Genomic DNA, 18,234 nt, shown 5'->3' on the forward strand with positions numbered 1-18,234 from the left:
TGCTCATTCCTGTGCTGCGCTGGTCCTGGGGTCGTCCGCCGGGCCGGAGGCGCTCGCGGGATCGTCGGTGCCCGCGAGCGCCCGACCGTCCCGGCCGGCCAGGAGGGCGGCACCGGTCGTGAGGAGTCTCTCGACGTACTTCGCGAGGACGTCGACCTCGAGGTTGACCCGGTCCCCGGGGACGAGGGAGCCCAGGTTCGTGGCCTCGAGCGTCGTGGGGATCAGGGACACCCCGAACGAGGTGTCGTCCACGTGGGTCACCGTGAGGGACACGCCGCTGACCGTGATCGAGCCCTTCTCCGCGACGTAGCGCGTCAGCCCCGGGGGCGTGGACACGACCAGGTCGTCCCACCGCTCCCCCGGGGTCCGGCGCGCGAGGGACCCGACGCCGTCGACGTGTCCCTGCACGATGTGCCCGCCCAGGCGCGTGTCGGCGCGCACGGCCCGCTCCAGGTTCACGGACGAGCCGGGGCGCAGACCGCCCAGGGCGGTGCGACGCAGGGACTCGGGCATGACGTCGGCGGTGAAGGTGCCGTCCTGTCCCACGCCCGTGACGGTCAGGCACACGCCGTCGACCGCGATCGAGTCGCCCAGGCGGGCGTCCGAGGTGGCGAGGGGGCCGTGCACCGTCAGGACGGCGTCGGAGGTCTCACCCCCGGGGAACGCGATCTCGCGGACCGTGCCGATCTCTTCGACGATTCCGGTGAACATCACTTCTCCTGTTCGGGGGTGGTGCGGTGGGTGCTGTCGTGGGGGGAGGTCCGGGCATCGGGCTCGGGTGGTCCCGCCACGCCGAGGCCGGGGGCGGTACCAGGAGGCGTGGAGGGCACGGACGGCGCAGCGGGCACGGCCCGGGCCACGACCAGGACGTCCTCGCCGAGTCGCCGCACGTCGTGCGTGGAGAAGCGGGGGGCGCCCGCGAGCGTGGTCACGCCGAGGTCTCCCACCGCCCCCAGGCCCGCACCGAGGAGCACGGGTGCGAGGTAGGCGTGGACCTCGTCGACCGTCCCCGCCGCGAGGAACGCCGTCGCCAGCCCCGGGCCGCCCTCGACCAGGACGTGGCGCACCTCGCGCGCGGCCAGCCCGGCCAGGACCGCGTGGACGTCGTGCGTGCGCAGGTGCAGCACGGGCCCGCCGCCGTCGCTCGTCCAGGGCCCGCCCGGCGCGAGCCGCGCGCCCGGAGGGAGGTCACGGAGCCCGACGACGACGCGCAGGGGCTGGTGCTCGGCAAGCCCCGGCTCCGGCCCGACCACCCCATCAGCGACGCGCAGGGGCTGGTGCTCGGCGAGCTCCGGCTCCGGCTCCCCTGTGCGCGCCGTGAGCGACGGGTCGTCGGCCACGACGGTCCCGGTACCCACGAGGATCGCGTCGACCTGCGCACGGACTCGGTGCGCGTGCTGGCGGGCCGTGGGCCCGGTGATCCACTGCGAGGTGCCGTCGGTGGCCGCCACGCGCCCGTCGAGGGTCGAGGCGAGCTTGAGGGTCACGTAGGGGCTCCCGCGGCGCACGGCGACGAGCCACGGCCCCAGGAGTCGCTCTCCCTCGGCCTCGCGCAGCCCGGGGGCCACCCGGACACCGGCCGCGCGGAGGCGCTCGCCGCCCCCGGTCGCGACGGGGTTCGGGTCCGCGACGGCGTAGACGACCTCGGCCACGCCCGCGTCCAGCAGCGCCTGCGCGCACGGCCCCGTGCGTCCGGTGTGGTTGCACGGTTCGAGCGTGACCACGGCCGTCGCGCCGTGCACGTCCACGCCGCGCTCGCGGGCGTCGGCCAGGGCGGCCGCCTCGGCGTGCGCGGTGCCTGCGCCCTGGTGGAAGCCTTCGGCGAGCACCACCCGGGGCGAGCCGTCCACGAGGCCGCGGGCGGCGGCGTCGGGCAGGGAGCCCGGGGGGCGGGGCGCGGGGCCCAGCAGGACGGCGCCCACGCGCGGGTTGGGGCCATGGGCCGGGCCGCGCGCGGCCAGCTCGAGCGCACGCAGCATCGCGTCGTCGATCGTCAGTGAGGGCCTGGCGCCCATGATCCTCCTCCCGGTGAGCACGACGCTCCGGGGTGAGGGGTGGTCGACGACGTCTGGGGACCTCAAGGGTCCACGGACGTCACGACACCACGGCACAGGGCTCTGCCCCGCGCCGCCACGTACTTCCTCCCATCCGGACTTTCACCGTCGGTCCTGGAGTTCCACCAGGTCAACCACGCCGAGGCGTGGGTCGCGGACTGTCGCCGCCGGCTCGGAATTACACCGACCCCGGAGCACGTGTGTGCGTACTGCTGATGCTGCTGACCGTCGAGACCCTGGCTCGCGCTCCCTGAGGTGCGCTGCGCCCGGCGTCCCGTCTCCACCCAGCATGCCACACCGGGATTCCCCCGCAGGAACTCGATCCGCTGCGTCCCGCGGGCTGGAACGATGTGAACGGTCCCGGGGCGCGGCGCCCCCGAGCGGGGCGCCGGGAACGGACCGTCGGGCGGCCGGCCGGGGTCAGTGCGTGTGCTGGTCCGCGAGCGCCCGCAGGGCCGCGATCTCCTCGGGCACGTTCTCCGCGCCGTACACGGCCGAGCCGGCGACGAACACGTTGGCCCCGGCCTCGGCCGCGCGCTCGATGGTGGCGCGCGAGATGCCGCCGTCGACCTGGACCCACACGTCGAGCCCGGCGTCGGACACGGCGTCGCGGATACGGCGGACCTTGGGCAGCACGCCCTCGATGAAGGACTGGCCGCCGAAGCCGGGCTCGACGGACATGACCAGGAGCATGTCGAACTCGGGCAGCAGGTCCAGGAACGGCTCGACCGACGTCGCGGGGCGCAGCGCGAGGCCTGCGCGCGAGCCCAGGCGGCGCAGCTCGCGCGCCAGGCGCACGGGGGCGGTGGCGGCCTCGGCGTGGAACGTGACGGACGCGGCGCCGGCCTCGGCGTAGCCGGGGGCCCAGCGGTCCGGGTCGGCGATCATGAGGTGCGCGTCGAGCGGCACCGGGGACACCTGGGCGAGGCGCTCGAAGATCGGCAGCCCCAGGGTCAGGTTGGGCACGAAGTGGTTGTCCATCACGTCGACGTGCGCGTAGTCGGCGGTCGCGATCGCGCCCAGGTCGCGCTCGAGGTTCGCGAAGTCGGCGGACAGGATGCTGGGGGCGATGAGTGCGGACATGGGCACCAGCCTAGAGGGCGCCCCCGCGCCGTGCGCGGACGCCCCACGGCCTGGTCGGGTGGCCTTGACCACCCGACCAGGCCGTGGGCAGGGGGCCTCAGGCCCGACGGCGCAGCAGCGTCAGGTGCATCGCGTCGGTGCCGTGCACGTGTGGCCACAGCTGCACGTCGGTGCGGTCCGCGAGCGGGATGTCGTCCCCGGCGACCTGGCGCACCGCGGCGGCCGCGTCGAGGACCTCGACGTCGCCGCGCCCGGCCAGGACGTCCTTGACCACGAGCTGGGTCTCCGCGAGGTGCGGGGAGCACGTCACGTACCCGACGACGCCACCGGGACGCACGGCGTCCAGGGCTGAGCCGAGGAGCTCGCGCTGCAGGGTCGTGAGGGTCGCGATGTCCCCGGGGGTGCGGCGCCAGCGCGACTCGGGGCGGCGGCGCAGCGCGCCCAGGCCCGTGCAGGGGGCGTCGACGAGCACGCGGTCGTACGCGCCGGGCTCCTCGACCCCCACCTGGCGTCCGTCGCCCACCTGCACCCGCTCGACCGCGTCGGCGGGCACGGCCGCGAGCGCCTGCTCGACCAGACGAGCCCGGTGGGGGGCGACCTCGTTCGCGACGATGCGCGCCCCCTGCTCGCCCGCGAGGGAGGCCAGGAGCGCGGCCTTGCCGCCCGGGCCCGCGCACAGGTCGAGCCAGCGCTCGTCGGGGTTCGCTGCGCCGTCGCCCGCCGAGGCGCCGTCACCGGCCGAGGCGAGCGTGGGCAGCGTCGGTACTGCCGCGAACGCGAGCGTCACGAGCTGGGACCCCTCGTCCTGGACGCCGGCGGCCCCGTACCGGACCGCGGGGATCGCGGCCGGGTCCGAGCCCGACAGGACCAGGGCCGTGGGCGCCCAGCGCCCGGGGGTGGTCGTGGCGTCCCCGCGCACGTCGTGGGTGACCTCGCCCGCGAGGCGCTCGCGGCTGACCAGGCCCGGGCGGGCGACGAGCGTCACGCGCGGCGCGGCGTTGTCGGCCTCGAGGAGCTCGGCCAGGTCGTCGGCCGAGCGTCCCGTGCCGACGAGGGCCTCCCGCATGGCCCGGGCGATCCACACCGGGTGGGACTGGGTGATCGCGAGGCGAGTGACGTCGTCGGGCGCCTCGAGCGTGATGGCCTCGAGCCACTCCTCGAGGCTCGAGCGGGAGATCTTGCGCAGGACCGCGTTGACGAACTGTGCGCTGCCCGCCCCGGCGCGGGCGCGGGCCAGGCCCACGGTCTCCGAGACGGCCGCGTGCTGGGCCACGCGCATGCCCAGGAGCTGGTGGGCCCCGAGGCGCAGCAGGTCGAGCACGTTCGGGTCGACCTGGTCGAGGGGGCGGTCGACGCACTGGGCGATGATCGCGTCGTAGCGCCCGCGCAGGCGCAGGGTGCCGTAGGCGAGCTCGGTCGCGAACGCGGCGTCGCGACCACGGATGCCGCGTGAGCGCAGCAGCGGGGGCAGGACGAGGTTGGCGTACGCGTCGGAGGTCGCGACCTCCTGCAGGACGTCGAACGCGACGTTGCGTGCCGGGTCGGCGCCCTTGGCGCGCTGCGAGGGCGCCGCCTCCGAGCGCTGGCCCGCGCCCCGGACGCGGGCCGCCCCGCGCTCGTGTCCGCGCGCGTCACGACGGTCACTGCGGTCACTGTGGTCACGGCCACCGGGCCCGCCGTGCCCGCCGTGCCCGCCGTGTCCGCTTTCGGGCCCGGGGGTGCCGCCGGTGCGTGCCTCGCCGCTCATGCGTGGTCCTTCGTCTCGTCAGGGGTGCCCAGGACGACGTGCTCGCCCAGGCGGGCGCCGCGTGCCCAGTCGGTCGCGGTCATGTGCTTCTTGCCCACGGGCGCGACCTCGCCGAGCGCGACCGCGTGCGTGCCGGTGCCCACCAGGACCTCACGCTTGGCGGCGCGCAGCTCGCCGGGCGCCAGGTCGTCCACGTCGGGGCGCGGCGTCACGGGGCCCAGGCCCAGGCGGGCGCCGTCGGGCAGCGTGGTCCAGGCGCCGGGGGCGGGCGTGCAGCCGCGCACCTGGCGGTCGATCGCGAGCGCGGGGTGCGCCCAGCGCACGTGCGCGTCCTCGGGGGTCAGCTTCGCGGCCGTGCTGATCCCCTCGGCGGGCTGGACGACCGGGGACGCGGCGCCGTCCTCGATCGCGTCGAGCGTCGCCACGAGCAGCCCGGCGCCCGAGGTAGCGAGCCGGCCCAGGAGGTCGCCAGCGGTGTCGCGGGGACGGATGGTCTCGGTCATGGTGCCCAGCACGGGCCCCGAGTCCAGTCCCTCCTCGATGAGGAACGTCGTGGCTCCCGTGACCTCGTCGCCCGCGATGATCGCGCGCTGCACGGGGGCCGCGCCGCGCCAGGCGGGCAGGACCGAGAAGTGCAGGTTGACCCAGCCGAGGCGGGGGACGTCGAGCACCTCGCGGCGCAGGATCTCGCCGTACGCCACCACGGGCGCGCAGTCGACCTCCAGGGCCGCGAGCCGGGCCACGAACTCCTCGCCGCGGGGGCGGTCCGTGATGACCGGGATCCCGGCCTCCTCCGCACGCACCCGCACAGGGCTGGGTGTCAGCCGGCGGCCGCGACCCGAGGGCGCGTCGGCGCGGGTGAGGACGGCGACCACCTCGTGCCGGGAGTCGATCAGGGCATCGAGGGCCGGGACGGCCACGTCCGGGGTTCCGGCGAAGAGCACACGCATGGGGCGAGTCTAGGCGGTGCGCCCCTCCCGGCCCGCCCCGGGACGGGCCTCCGCCCGGTCCCGCTCAGGAGGTGCGCACCCCGACGCCGAGGTCGCGCAGCACCGCACGCAACCCCGCGGCGTCCTCGAAGCGCAGGGTCCGGAACCCCAGCCCGGCGGCGGCCGTGACGTTCGCCACGGAGTCGTCGACGAACAGGGTGCGCGCAGGGTCCAGGGCGAAGCGCTCGGTCGCGGCCTCGAAGATGCGCGGGTCCGGCTTGACGAGCCCCACGCGCCCCGAGACCAGGACGTCCTGCATGAGCCCGATCGCCGGGGCTGCGGGCTCGGCCTCGTGGAACATCTCCGCGGACCAGTTCGTCAGGCCGTACAGCCGCACGCCGAGGGCGCGCAGCTCGCGCACCACCTCCTCCGTGCCGGGCACGGGCCCCACGAGGCTCGCCGCGAAGTTCTCGGTGTACACGTCGAGCAGGCTCACGTGCTCGGGGTGGTGCTCGGCGATCTCGCGCCGCGCGTCGGCCCAGGACCGGCCCGCGTCCTGGCGGGCGTTGAACGTGGGGAAGTCGACGGCCTCGAAGAAGGCCTCGACGTCGGCGCGGTCCATGCGCCCCACGTAGGCGGCGTACGGGTCCCAGGTCACCAGGACGTTGCCGAAGTCGAACAGGACCGTGTCGATCAGGGCCCGGGTCGGGTTCTCGCGCTCGGCGGTGCTCACAACATCTCCTTGGGGTCGAGCTGGACGCGTACGCTCCCACCCTCGCGCTTCGCGGAGCGGACCGCCAGGGAGGCCGAGAGCTCGCGGGCGAGCCGGCGGCCGTCGCGCAGCGGGACGCGCACGATCGTGCGCACAGGAGGCTGTAGCGACGGGTCGCGCCCGGCCACGCCCCGCCCAGGCCGGCCCGCGGCGTCCGGGACCTCGACGGGTCCCAGGGTCGTCGAGGCGTCCGCGAGTCCCACGCGAGCCACGACGGCGTCCACGGCCTGCCGGTCCCCCGTGACCGCGGCGACCCGCACGGCGGGCGGCAGGTCGAGCTCGCGACGCTCGGCCAGCTCACGGTCGGCGAACCCCGCCGGGTCCCAGCGCACCAGGGCGTTGGTGGGCCCGGGGGCCGCGTCGCCCACGAGCAGCACCTGGCCTCCCTCACGGGCCGATCGCACCAGGCCTGCGGCCGTGAGCCAGCGGTGCAGCGCGTCCTGGGCGACCGCGAGGCCCACGTGCGCGGTGCTCAGCGCCGCGTCGAGCAGCAGCGCGGCGGCGTAGCCGCCCTCGGCGACGGGTTCCGCGCCCGGGGTCGCCACGATCACGGCGGGGCGCGGCCCGACAGCGGAGATCACCCCGCCCGGGGCGCTCGCCCCCGAGACACGCACCGCGACGCCCGGGAACGCCCGGCCCAGCTCCTCGGCCGTGCGCCCCGACCCGACGCGCACCGAGCGCAGGCCCGTCCAGTGGCACTCGTCGCACGACCACGCCCCGGCCAGGGCGCCGCACCACGCGCACTGCGGTGGGGCGCCCGGGCCGGGCAGCATGAGCGGCCCGTGGCACGTGCCGCAGTGCGCGGCCGTCCGGCAGCGCGCGCACGCCACGACGGGCAGGTACCCGGCTCGCGGGACCTGGACCAGGACCGGGCCCGCGCCCAGGGCGTCCCGCACGGCCCGCCACGCGGCGCTCGGCAGGCGGGCGGCGGCCCCGGCGCCCTCGGCAGCGAGCTCGACCGACGTCAGCGCCCGCACCCGTGGGGCCCGCGCGCGCAGCACCTCGCGGGGGGCCGCGACCTCCCGGGCCCAGCCGGACTCGAGGAGCGCCTGGGCCTGCACCGTGCGGCTGACCGACCCCAGCAGGAACGCCGCGCCCTCGAGCTCGCTGCGCAGCGCGAGGACCTCGCGGGCGTGCGGGTAGGGCGAGCGGGGCTCGGCGAGGGTCTCCTCGCCGTCGTTCCAGCACGCCACGAGGCCCAGGTCCTGGACGGGCGCGAACGCCGCGGCGCGCGTCCCGACGACGACCCGCACCTCTCCCCGCAACGCCGCCAGGAAGCTGCGGTACCGGGGCGAGGGGCCCTCGTCGGCGGTCAGGCGCACGAACTGCCCGGCACGGCGCGCGGTGTGCGGTGCGTAGCCCGCGAGCTCGAGGGCGAGGCACATCTGGTCGACGTCGCGCGCGTCGGGCAGCACCACGAGCGCGCCACGTCCGCCCGTCACCGTCGCCCGCACGGCCTCGGCCAGCGCCAGGGCCCAGTGCTGGACGCCCTGCGCGGGGTCCTGCTCGCCCCCGCCGCTGGTCGCCGGGGGACGAGCCCCCTGGACGGGCTCGCCGTCGGCCACGCGGCCGGGAAGGGCCGTCCAGACCGCACGCGGCGCAGACCCGCCGACCAGGTGGTTCAGGAACGCGGCACCGCCGCGGTAGGGCGCCCACGCGGAGGGCCGGTCAGGGTCCGGCGGCCCGGGGGGCGCCGGGGGGCTCGCGCCCTGCGGCGCGTCGCCGTCGGCGACCGGGGCGCTCGCGGCGTCCCCCGCCGCACCGGGAGCGTCCTGCGTGCCCGACGGCGCGGACTCGGCCCGCGCGTGCCGCGGCGGGATCGCGAGGCGCAGCACGTCGGAGAGCGTGCCCGCGTAGTGGTCGGCGACCGTGCGGCACAACGCCGCGACCTGCGGCGTGAGCACCTGCTCGGCCGACACGAGCCGCTTGAGCGGCACGAGCCGCCCGTCGTGGTCGCTCGACGCGGCGCGCGCAAGGACGTAGCCGTCGGCCTCCTGCGGCCCGAACCGGGCCTTGACCCGGACGCCGGGCTGCGCGCCCTGGGCCATGGACGCCGGGACCAGGTAGTCGAACGTCTGGTCCAGGTGGTGCGGCACCAGGTCGAGGACGACCCGCGCGACCGGTAGGTCGCTCGCGATCTCGAGCGCACCCACCGGACGGGCGGCCTTGACCTTGCCCTGGGCGGTACGACCGGCGCGCGACGGCGCCTGCGGCGCGGGGATCAGCGTGAGCTGTTCCCCCGCGTCCTCGGGAGCGGCGTCCTGGCTGGTCATGGCCCTATCTCAGCACGCGCCACCCACGCCGGGCCAACCCGCGCGACGAGGCTCAGACGGCCGCCTGCAGGGCCGCCACGCGATCCGTGCGCTCCCACGTGAAGTCGGGCAGCTCGCGCCCGAAGTGCCCGTAGGCCGCGGTCTGCGAGTAGATGGGCCGCAGCAGGTCCAGGTCGGCGATGATCGCGGCAGGGCGCAGGTCGAAGACCTCGTCGATCGCCGCGCGGATGCGCTCGACCGGGACGGTCTCGGTGCCGAACGTCTCGACGTACAGGCCCACGGGGTGCGCCTTGCCGATCGCGTAGGCGACCTGGACCTCGCAGCGGCGCGCGAGCCCGGCTGCGACGACGTTCTTGGCCACCCAGCGCGTGGCGTAGGCGGCCGAGCGGTCGACCTTCGACGGGTCCTTGCCGGAGAACGCGCCGCCGCCGTGGCGGGCCATCCCACCGTAGGTGTCGACGATGATCTTGCGGCCCGTGAGCCCGGCGTCGCCCTGCGGACCACCGATGACGAACTTGCCGGTCGGGTTCACGAGCAGGCGGAAGTCCGCGACGTCCAGGTCGAGCCCTTCGACGACCGGGGCCACGACGAGCTCGGCGACCTGGGCGCGCAGCGTGTCCTGCAGGACGTCCTCGTCGTGCTGGGTCGAGAGCACCACGGTGTCGAGGCGGACCGCGCGGTCCCCGTCGTAGCCGATGGTCACCTGCGTCTTGCCGTCGGGGCGCAGCCCGGGCAGCGACCCGTCCTTGCGGACCAGCGCCAGGCGCTCGGCGAGGCGGTGCGCGAGGAAGATCGGCAGGGGCAGCAGCGTGGGCGTCTCGTCGCTCGCGTAGCCGAACATCAGGCCCTGGTCACCGGCGCCCTGGGCGTCGAGCGGGTCCAGATCGGACGTGTCGTCGCGCTGCTCCAGGCTCTTGTCGACGCCCTGGGCGATGTCCGGTGACTGCTGACCGATCGAGACCGACACACCGCACGAGTCGCCGTCGAAGCCGATCGCGGACGACGTGTAGCCGATCCCCTTGACGACGTCGCGGATGATCTGCGGGATCTCGACGTACGCGTTGGTCGTGACCTCGCCCGCCACGTGGACCAGTCCCGTGGTGACCATGGTCTCCACCGCGACACGCGACGACGGGTCCTGCGCGAGGAGGGCGTCGAGGATCGCGTCGGAGATCTGGTCGCAGACCTTGTCCGGGTGTCCCTCCGTCACGGACTCGGACGTGAACAGGCGCAGGTCGTCAGAAGTCATGGGGTCCAGCGTACTGTCCCGCTGGGTGATACCCGACATCCGACCACTGAGACGTGAAGGAGATCTCAGTCCGTGGTCGGCGCGAGCCGAGGGGAGGCTTTGAGGACCGTGTCCCACACCGCGTCCGCGACCTCACGCTTGGTGCCCTGGGCCTGGGCGACCGTCTCGCCCTGGGCGTCGACGATCAGCACCTCGTTGGTGTCCACCCCGAAGCCCTTGCCGTGACCCACGGGGTTGATCACGAGGAGGTCGGCGCCCTTGCGACGTGCCTTGGCGCGGCCGTGGTGCCAGACGTCGCCCGCCTCGTCGCCCGTCTCGGCCGCGAAGCCGACGACGAGCTGCCCCGGTCGCAACCGCTCGCGCGCGAGCTCCGCCAGGATGTCGGGGTTCTCGACCAGCTCGATGGGAGCGGGGCCCTGCCCGGGGATCTTCTTGATCTTGGTGGACGGCGTGCGAGCCGGGCGGAAGTCCGCGACGGCGGCCGTCATGACCACCACGTCGGCCTCCGGAGCCAGCGAACGCATGGCCTCGCGCAGCTCGGCCGTCGAGCCGACCCGGACCACGTCCGTGACCTGGTCGAGCTGCTCGGTCAGGTTCGCCCCGACGAGCGTGACGTCGGCACCCCTGTCCTGGGCGGCACGGGCCAGGGCGATGCCCTGACGTCCGCTCGACAGGTTCCCGATGAAGCGCACCGGGTCGATGGGTTCGCGCGTGCCGCCGGCCGAGACGACCACGCGCAGGCCGGAGAGGTCCTGGGGCACCGCCGACGCGGCGCCTCGCCCGGCCACCTCGAGGGCGGTCCGCGCGATGTCCTCGGGCTCGGGCAGCCGGCCCGGGCCGGTGTCCTTGCCCGTCAGCCGACCGCTCGCCGGCTCGATCACGTGCACCCCGCGCGAGCGCAGGGTCGCGACGTTGGCCACGGTCGCGGGGTGCTGCCACATCTCGGTGTGCATGGCCGGGGCCATGACGACCGGGCACGACACGGTCAGCAGCGTCGAGGTGAGCAGGTCGTCGGCGCGGCCCGCGGCCGCCCGTGCGAGGAGGTCCGCCGTGGCGGGGGCGACGATCACCAGGTCCGCACCCTGACCGAGCGCGACGTGCGCGACCTGGGGGACGTCGTCGAACACCTCGGTGCTGACCTTCTCGCCCGACAGCGCCTCGAACGTCGGGGCCCCCACGAACCGCAGGGCGGACGCGGTGGGGACGACCCGCACCTGGTGCCCCTGCTCACGCAGGAGCCGCAGCAGGAGCACGGCCTTGTAGGCCGCCACTCCCCCGGAGACCCCGAGAAGGATCCTCATGGGTACGAACCCTCCCTCTGTGCCACGCACGCCGCGCCCACCCGGACCACCGAGCCGCCCGCAGGCGGCCCCGCGGTCAGGAGGCGGGAGCCTCCACGGTCTCGATCGTGAGCAGGCCCTCGTTGATCTCGCGCATCGCGATCGACAGCGGCTTCTCCTGGTTGCGGGTCTCGACGAGCGGGCCCACGTTCTCCAGCAGGCCCTCGTTGAGCTGCGAGTAGTACGCGTTGATCTGACGGGCACGCTTGGCCGCGTAGATCACGAGCGCGTACTTGGAGTCGGCGCGCTCCAGTAGGTCGTCGATCGGCGGGTCGGTGATGCCCTCGGGGGCGGCGATGGTTCCAGACACAGTCTCACTCCGTGAGTCAGGGGGGCCTGCGGCGGCTCAGACGGTCGCCCGCAGGATGGATCAAAGAGGTTGCGCGCGCTCAAGACGCACACGCCTGACGACCAGTCTACTGGGCAGGCACAAGTCCTGGTGGTGCCCACGCCCGTGACGTCGGCACCACGAGGGTCACGCGACGGGCGTCAGACCCATCGCCTCGACGAGCGCGTCGGTCGCCCGGTGCACCTCGTCGTTGACGATCACGACGTCGAACTCGGGCTCGGCGGCCAGCTCGACGCGGGCCGTGGCGAGGCGGCGCTCACGCTCCTCGGGACCCTCCGTGCCGCGGCCGACGAGCCTGCGCTCGAGCTCCTCCCAGCTGGGCGGGGCGAGGAACACGAACCGGGCCTCGGGCATGGACTCGCGCACCTGGCGCGCGCCCTGCAGGTCGATCTCGAGCAGGGCGGGGACCCCCGCCGCGAGCTTCTCCTCGACCGGCCGGCGAGGGGTCCCGTACCTGTTGCGCCCGTGCACCACGGCCCACTCCAGCATCTCGCCCGCCTCGACCAGCCGGTCGAACTCCTCGGTGCCGATGAAGTGGTAGTGGACGCCGTCCACCTCGCCGGGGCGAGCGGCACGGGTCGTGGCGGACACGGACAACCACACCTGCGGGTACCGCGCGCGGATGTCCGCCGACACGGTCCCCTTCCCGACGGCGGTGGGGCCCGCCAGGACGGTCAGGCGGGCAGGGGTCGGTGGTGCGGCAGGCGCCGAGGCGGCCTGCGCGGTGGGTGAAGCGGAAATGTCAGCCAAACCTCTCGATGAGCGCCGCGGACTGGTGGGGTCCCAGCCCGCGGACACGACGTGTCTCGGCGATCCCGATCTCCTCCATGATCGCCCGGGCCTTCACCTTACCCACGCCGGGGAGCGACTCCAGCAGCGCGACGACGCGCAGCTTGCCGATCACGTCGTCCGTGCGGCCCTGCTCGATCACCTCGGCCAGGGAGCCCTGGGAGTGCTTCAACCGGTTCTTGACCTCGGCCCGCACTCGACGCGCCTCGGCCGCCTTCTCGAGTGCCGCCGCGCGCTGCTCGGGGGTCAGGGATGGTAGTGCCACGCAAGTCACCTACTTGTCCTCAGACGGATGGGCCCACACGTGCACCGGGGCCGCCGACCGGATCTGATGCCCCCGGTGGCGACCTCGACACCCTCGAAACTAGCCACACCTGGCAGGCCAGGCAACGTTCACACGCCCTGAGCAGCGAACTTCCTCGCGATCTTCGCCCTGGTCGCAGGCCCGGCGCCGCACGCGTCGAGGTAGCCGTCGATGCTCCCGAACTCGTTCTCGGCGAGCTCCCACGCGCCGCGGAGGTACTCCGGCTCGACGCCCAGCAAGGGGGTCAGGGCGTCCTTGTCGAGGCCGGGGATCGGGGGGATCACGGCGGCGAGCCCCTCGACCGCGGCACCGCTCGCGAGGTACTCGGCGAGCCGGTCCTCCTCGCTCACACCGCAGACGTGCTGGACGAGCGCGACGATCCACCCGGTCCGGTCCTTGCCCGCCGAGCAGTGCACGACGACCGCCCCGTCGGCCTCCGCGATGTCCTCCAGGGCCTCTCCGACCGTCCGCCGGATGGTCGGGTCCGTGACGAACGTCGCATAGACGCCGTGCATCATGGCCCGTGCGAGGGCCTGCGGGTCGTCGGCCCCGAGCAGGCGCCCGATCATGGCTGCGGTGTCGGCGGAGCGCTCCTCGGTCGCGGCCTCCTCGCGGCCCGGGGTACCGGAGGCGGCCGGTGCGTCGGCCCCGCCCAGCGCGTGCCCGACGCCGACCGCCGGGTCCAGCGGCCGGGGCACCACGCGCGTGGTCGCCGGGACGACGTCCTGACCGTCGCGCTCGACCTCGTCCGCGCCACGCAGGTCGAGGTCCAGCGTCACGCCCAGCGCCTCGAGCGCGGCGACGCCCTCGGGGGTCAGCCGCGACAGGCTCGCGGTCCGCACGAGCACCCCCGTGCGAAGCGGGGCGGTGGCGCCCGCCGGGACGGCGCGGCCACCGACGTCGCGCGCGTTCCAGGTGCCGGGGATGTCGAGGGCGTCAGGGGTCTGCCGGTCACCGGCAGCGAGAGAGGAGGTCATGGGACGAGTCTGTCAGGCCACTTCGCCGACGGCCCGGTGCCGGCGTGCGGTGAGTCGCCGGGTGCACGCCCCACCGACGCCCGAGGGGCGCCCACCGGGAGGGTGGACGCCCCTCGGGCGTCGAGAGCGTGGGCTCAGCCGCGCAGCGCGTCGGCCGCCTCACGCGAGGCCGCGCGGGCCGCCGTGAGCAGCGCCCCGGCGTCCGGTCCCGCAGCGAGGACGCCGCGCGACGAGGACGCGAGCACCTGACGACGAGCGTCGCCGAACACCGCGGCGAGCTCGGCCGCGCCCGCGCCCTGCGCACCGACCCCGGGCGCCAGGAGCGGGCCGTTGACCGCCGGCAGGTCCACCCCGGTGTTGCGGGCCGCGTCACCGATGGTCGCGCCCACGACCAGGCCGATCGACCCGAGCGGCGCGATCCCCTCGTTGAGCGCAGCGGCCTCCGCGGCGATGCGCGCGGCGACCGAGCGGACGTCGACCCCCGCGCCCGTGCGGGCGTGCTGGACCTGCGCGCCCTCCGGGTTGGACGTCAGGCACAGCACGAACAGCCCGCGCCCCGTCTCGAGCGCGGCCTCCACGGCCGGGGTCAGCGACCCGAAGCCCAGGTACGGGGAGACGGTCAGGGCGTCGCCCGCGAGCGGCGAGCCGTCGCGCAGGTAGGCGTCCGCGTACCCGGCCATGGTCGAGCCGATGTCGCCGCGCTTGGCGTCGACGATCGTCAGCGTCCCCGAGGGGCCAGCCGCCGCGGCGGCCGCGAGCACCTCCTCGAGGGCCGCGACGCCGCGCGACCCGTGGCGCTCGAACAGGGCAGACTGCGGCTTGAGCGCAGCGACCTGCCCACCCACGGCCTCCACGACCCGCAGGCCGAACTCCCGGAGCCCCGTAGCGTCGTCGGGCAGGCCCCAGGCCGCCAGCAGACCCGGGTGCGGGTCGATGCCCACGCACAGCGGCCCGTGAGCGTCCATGGCCTCGGCGAGCCGCTCCCCGAAGGGGCGGCGCGCCGCGCCCGGCCCAGCGCTCACGCGTTCGCCTCGGCCTTGCGCGCGGCCGTGGCGGCCGTGTGCTCCTGCAGGCTCCACACGTCGAACGGACCCGCGAGGACCGCCTCGATGCCCTGGACCGCGGCCGCGAGCTGCTGGGTCGTCGTGACGATCGGCTTGTCCGCCGCCGTCGTGGCCGCCCGGATCTCGTAGCCGTCCGCGCGTGCGCCCTGACCGGACGGCGTGTTGATGACCATGTCGACCTTGCCCTCGGTGATGAGGTCGACGATCGTCGGCTCGCCGTCGGCGCCACGGCCCGACGAGAACTTGCGCACGATCGTGGCCGGGATGCCGTTGCGACGCAGCACACCGGCGGTTCCCTGGGTCGCGAGGATCTCGAAGCCCAGCTCCGTCAGGCGCTTGATCGGGAAGACGATCGAGCGCTTGTCACGGTCGGCGACCGACACGAAGACCGAGCCCGAGGTCGGCAGCCCGCCGAACGCCGCAGCCTGCGACTTGGCGAACGCGCGCGGGAAGTCGCGGTCGAAGCCCATGACCTCACCCGTCGAGCGCATCTCCGGGCCGAGCACCGTGTCGACCACGACGCCGTCGGTCGTGCGGAAGCGCTTGAACGGCAGCACGGCCTCCTTGACCGCGATCGGCGAGTCGAGGTCCAGGTGGCCCCCGTCGCCCTCCGCCGGCAGGACCCCGCTCGCGCGCAGGTCCGCGATGGACTCGCCGACCATGACGCGCGCCGCGGCCTTGGCCAGCGAGACCCCCGTCGCCTTGGAGACGAACGGCACCGTGCGCGAGGCACGCGGGTTCGCCTCCAGGACGTACAGGACGTCCGAGACGAGCGCGTACTGGACGTTGAGCAGCCCCCGCACGCCCACGCCCTTGGCGATGGCCTCGGTCGAGCGGCGGATGCGCTCGATCTCGGCCTCGCTCAGCGACACCGGGGGCAGCACGCACGCCGAGTCGCCCGAGTGGATGCCCGCCTCCTCGATGTGCTCCATGACGCCGCCCAGGTACAGCTCGGTGCCGTCGTAGAGCGCGTCGACGTCGATCTCCATGGCGTCGTCGAGGAAGCGGTCGATGAGCAGCGGCGCGGGCAACGAGCCCGTCGTCGTGCGGTCGTCCGTCGCGGCGGCGTGCAGCGCACGCTCGACGTAGCCCGTGAGCTGCTCGGCCGAGTACACGATCTCCATGCCGCGCCCACCCAGCACGTAGGACGGGCGGACCAGCACCGGGTAGCCGATGCCCTCGGCGACCTCACGCGCCTGCGCGAGCGACGTGGCCGTGCCGAACGCCGGCGCGGGCAGGCCCGCCTCGGCCAGCACGCGCCCGAAGACCCCGCGGTCCTCCGCGGCGTCGATCGCCTCGGGCGAGGTGCCCAGGATCGGCAGGCCCGCGTCCGCCAGACGCTGCGCGAGACCCAGCGGCGTCTGGCCACCGAGCTGCACGATGACGCCCGCGACCGGACCCGCGGCGAGCTCGGCCTGGTACACCTCGAGCACGTCCTCGAACGTCAGGGGCTCGAAGTACAGGCGGTCCGAGGTGTCGTAGTCGGTCGAGACCGTCTCCGGGTTGCAGTTGACCATCACGGTCTCGTACTCGCCCTTGAGGGCGAGCGTCGCGTGCACGCACGAGTAGTCGAACTCGATGCCCTGACCGATGCGGTTCGGGCCGGAGCCCAGGATCAGCACGGCCGGGCGCTCGCGCGGGGAGACCTCGGTCTCGAGGTCGTACGTCGAGTAGTGGTACGGGGTCTTCGCCTCGAACTCGGCCGCGCACGTGTCGACCGTCTTGTAGACCGGGCGCACGTCGAGCGCGTAGCGGACCTCGCGGACCGTCGACTCCCCCGCCGCGCCCATGCCGCGCAGCTTCGCGACCTGCGCGTCCGACAGGCCGTGACGCTTGGCCTGCACCAGCACGTCGCGCGTGAGGGCGTCGGCCTGGGCGACCTCGGCAGCGACCTCGTTGACGAGCTGGATCTGGTCGAGGTACCACGGGTCGATCTTGGTGGCCTCGAAGACCTGCTCGATGCTCGCCCCGGCGCGCAACGCCTGCTGGGTCGCGACCAGGCGGCCCTCCGTGGGGCGGGAGATCTCCACGAGCAGCGCGTCGAGCTCCTCGCCCGAGACCGGCTCGCCGTCCCAGTGGAACACCGCGCCGCCCTTGTCGATCGAGCGCAGCGCCTTGCCGAGCGCCTCGGTGAAGTTGCGGCCCATCGCCATGGCCTCGCCCACCGACTTCATGGTCGTCGTCAGGGTGTCGTCCGCGGCGGGGAACTTCTCGAACGCGAACCGCGGCACCTTGACCACGACGTAGTCGAGCGTCGGCTCGAACGACGCGGGCGTCGAGCCCGTGATGTCGTTGGGGATCTCGTCGAGCGTGTAGCCGATGGCGAGCTTCGCGGCGATCTTCGCGATCGGGAAGCCCGTGGCCTTCGACGCCAGCGCCGACGAGCGCGACACACGAGGGTTCATCTCGATGACGATGACCCGCCCGGTCTCCGGGTGCACCGCGTACTGGATGTTGCAGCCGCCCGTGTCGACGCCGACCTCGCGGATGACCGCGATGCCGATGTCGCGCAGCTTCTGGAACTCACGGTCCGTGAGCGTCAGCGCGGGAGCCACCGTGATCGAGTCGCCCGTGTGCACGCCGACCGGGTCGACGTTCTCGATCGAGCAGATCACGACGACGTTGTCCGCCGTGTCGCGCATGAGCTCGAGCTCGTACTCCTTCCACCCGAGGATCGACTCCTCGAGGAGGACCTCGGTCGTGGGCGAGTAGTGCAGGCCCTGGCCGACGATGCGGCGCAGGTCCTGCTCGTCGTACGCGATGCCGCTGCCGAGGCCGCCCATCGTGAAGGACGGACGCACGACCATGGGGTACCCCAAGGACTCTGCGGCCGCGACGGCCTCCTCGATCGTGTGGATGATCTCGGAACGGGCCGACTCGCCGCCGCACTTCTCGACGACGTCCTTGAACTGCTGGCGGTCCTCGCCCTTCTCGATCGCGGCGATGTTCGCCCCGATGAGCTCCACGCCGTACTTCTCGAGCACGCCGGCCTCGTCGAGCGCGATCGCCGCGTTGAGCGCCGTCTGCCCGCCCAGGGTCGCGAGGACGGCGTCCGGGCGCTCCTTGGCGATGATGGTCGTCAGGACCTCGGTCGTGATCGGCTCGACGTACGTCGCGTCCGCGAACTCCGGGTCGGTCATGATCGTGGCCGGGTTCGAGTTCACCAGGACGACCCGCAGGCCCTCCTCCTTGAGCGCCCGGATGGCCTGGGTGCCCGAGTAGTCGAACTCGCAGGCCTGGCCGATGACGATCGGGCCGGACCCGATGACCAGGACGCTGTTGATGTCAGTTCTGCGAGGCACTG

At 74.4% G+C, this 18,234-nt stretch carries 15 protein-coding genes and 1 riboswitch; all 15 genes read right to left on the reverse strand.

The window, feature by feature from the left end; translation table 11 throughout:
• Window positions 1-3 precede the first annotated feature (3 nt).
• The 15 genes from H9640_RS09305 to carB all read right to left on the reverse strand — a co-directional run bounded on the left by H9640_RS09305 (window position 4) and on the right by carB (window position 18,232).
• Window positions 4-711, reverse strand: coding sequence for a riboflavin synthase (locus H9640_RS09305; protein WP_191790435.1), 708 nt, complete (start codon window positions 709-711; stop codon window positions 4-6).
• Window positions 711-2,015 (reverse strand): bifunctional diaminohydroxyphosphoribosylaminopyrimidine deaminase/5-amino-6-(5-phosphoribosylamino)uracil reductase RibD, encoded by a 1,305-nt coding sequence (ribD, locus tag H9640_RS09310; RefSeq protein WP_225226926.1) that lies wholly within the window; start codon window positions 2,013-2,015, stop codon window positions 711-713. Before ribD ends, H9640_RS09305 begins: the two co-directional genes overlap by 1 nt.
• 115 nt (window positions 2,016-2,130) lie before the next feature.
• Window positions 2,131-2,256, reverse strand: a riboswitch (FMN riboswitch).
• Between the two features lie 218 nt (window positions 2,257-2,474).
• Entirely contained in the window at window positions 2,475-3,137 is a 663-nt protein-coding gene (gene rpe, locus H9640_RS09315) for a ribulose-phosphate 3-epimerase (RefSeq protein ID WP_191790436.1), read from the reverse strand.
• Between the two features lie 97 nt (window positions 3,138-3,234).
• Window positions 3,235-4,884: an RsmB/NOP family class I SAM-dependent RNA methyltransferase gene (locus H9640_RS09320; RefSeq protein WP_191790437.1), complete on the reverse strand. Its 1,650-nt coding sequence runs from the start codon at window positions 4,882-4,884 to the stop codon at window positions 3,235-3,237.
• Window positions 4,881-5,834, reverse strand: a complete 954-nt coding sequence (gene fmt, locus H9640_RS09325; protein WP_191790438.1) for a methionyl-tRNA formyltransferase — start codon at window positions 5,832-5,834, stop codon at window positions 4,881-4,883. The genes H9640_RS09320 and fmt overlap by 4 nt, the downstream gene beginning before the upstream one ends.
• Before the next feature lie 64 nt (window positions 5,835-5,898).
• Window positions 5,899-6,546, reverse strand: a complete 648-nt coding sequence (locus H9640_RS09330; protein WP_191790439.1) for an HAD family hydrolase — start codon at window positions 6,544-6,546, stop codon at window positions 5,899-5,901.
• Window positions 6,543-8,858 carry a primosomal protein N' gene (locus H9640_RS09335; RefSeq protein ID WP_191790440.1) on the reverse strand — a complete coding sequence of 772 codons (2,316 nt, stop codon included), beginning with the start codon at window positions 8,856-8,858 and terminating at the stop codon, window positions 6,543-6,545. The genes H9640_RS09330 and H9640_RS09335 overlap by 4 nt, the downstream gene beginning before the upstream one ends.
• Before the next feature lie 52 nt (window positions 8,859-8,910).
• Window positions 8,911-10,107: a methionine adenosyltransferase gene (gene metK, locus H9640_RS09340; RefSeq protein ID WP_191790441.1), complete on the reverse strand. Its 1,197-nt coding sequence runs from the start codon at window positions 10,105-10,107 to the stop codon at window positions 8,911-8,913.
• Window positions 10,108-10,172: 65 nt separating this feature from the next.
• The gene (gene coaBC / locus H9640_RS09345) at window positions 10,173-11,408 is read right to left on the reverse strand and encodes a bifunctional phosphopantothenoylcysteine decarboxylase/phosphopantothenate--cysteine ligase CoaBC (RefSeq protein ID WP_191790442.1); all 1,236 of its coding nucleotides are present in this window, start codon (window positions 11,406-11,408) and stop codon (window positions 10,173-10,175) included.
• A 76-nt stretch (window positions 11,409-11,484) separates the two neighbouring features.
• Window positions 11,485-11,757 carry a DNA-directed RNA polymerase subunit omega gene (gene rpoZ, locus H9640_RS09350; protein WP_030151367.1) on the reverse strand — a complete coding sequence of 91 codons (273 nt, stop codon included), beginning with the start codon at window positions 11,755-11,757 and terminating at the stop codon, window positions 11,485-11,487.
• Window positions 11,758-11,922: 165 nt separating this feature from the next.
• Entirely contained in the window at window positions 11,923-12,537 is a 615-nt protein-coding gene (gene gmk / locus H9640_RS09355; protein ID WP_191790519.1) for a guanylate kinase, read from the reverse strand.
• A 1-nt stretch (window position 12,538) separates the two neighbouring features.
• Window positions 12,539-12,850, reverse strand: coding sequence for an integration host factor, actinobacterial type (gene mihF, locus H9640_RS09360; RefSeq protein WP_030151369.1), 312 nt, complete (start codon window positions 12,848-12,850; stop codon window positions 12,539-12,541).
• A 128-nt stretch (window positions 12,851-12,978) separates the two neighbouring features.
• Window positions 12,979-13,866, reverse strand: a complete 888-nt coding sequence (locus tag H9640_RS09365) for a tyrosine-protein phosphatase (protein ID WP_191790443.1) — start codon at window positions 13,864-13,866, stop codon at window positions 12,979-12,981.
• Between the two features lie 134 nt (window positions 13,867-14,000).
• Window positions 14,001-14,888: an orotidine-5'-phosphate decarboxylase gene (gene pyrF, locus H9640_RS09370; protein ID WP_191790444.1), complete on the reverse strand. Its 888-nt coding sequence runs from the start codon at window positions 14,886-14,888 to the stop codon at window positions 14,001-14,003.
• A complete protein-coding gene (gene carB, locus H9640_RS09375; protein WP_191790445.1) occupies window positions 14,885-18,232 on the reverse strand; it encodes a carbamoyl-phosphate synthase large subunit in 3,348 nt (1,115 codons plus the stop codon). Before carB ends, pyrF begins: the two co-directional genes overlap by 4 nt.
• Between the last annotated feature and the right edge of the window lie 2 nt (window positions 18,233-18,234).

Origin of the sequence: Oerskovia gallyi, assembly GCF_014836745.1 — a bacterium.
Taxonomy (GTDB): domain Bacteria; phylum Actinomycetota; class Actinomycetes; order Actinomycetales; family Cellulomonadaceae; genus Oerskovia; species Oerskovia paurometabola.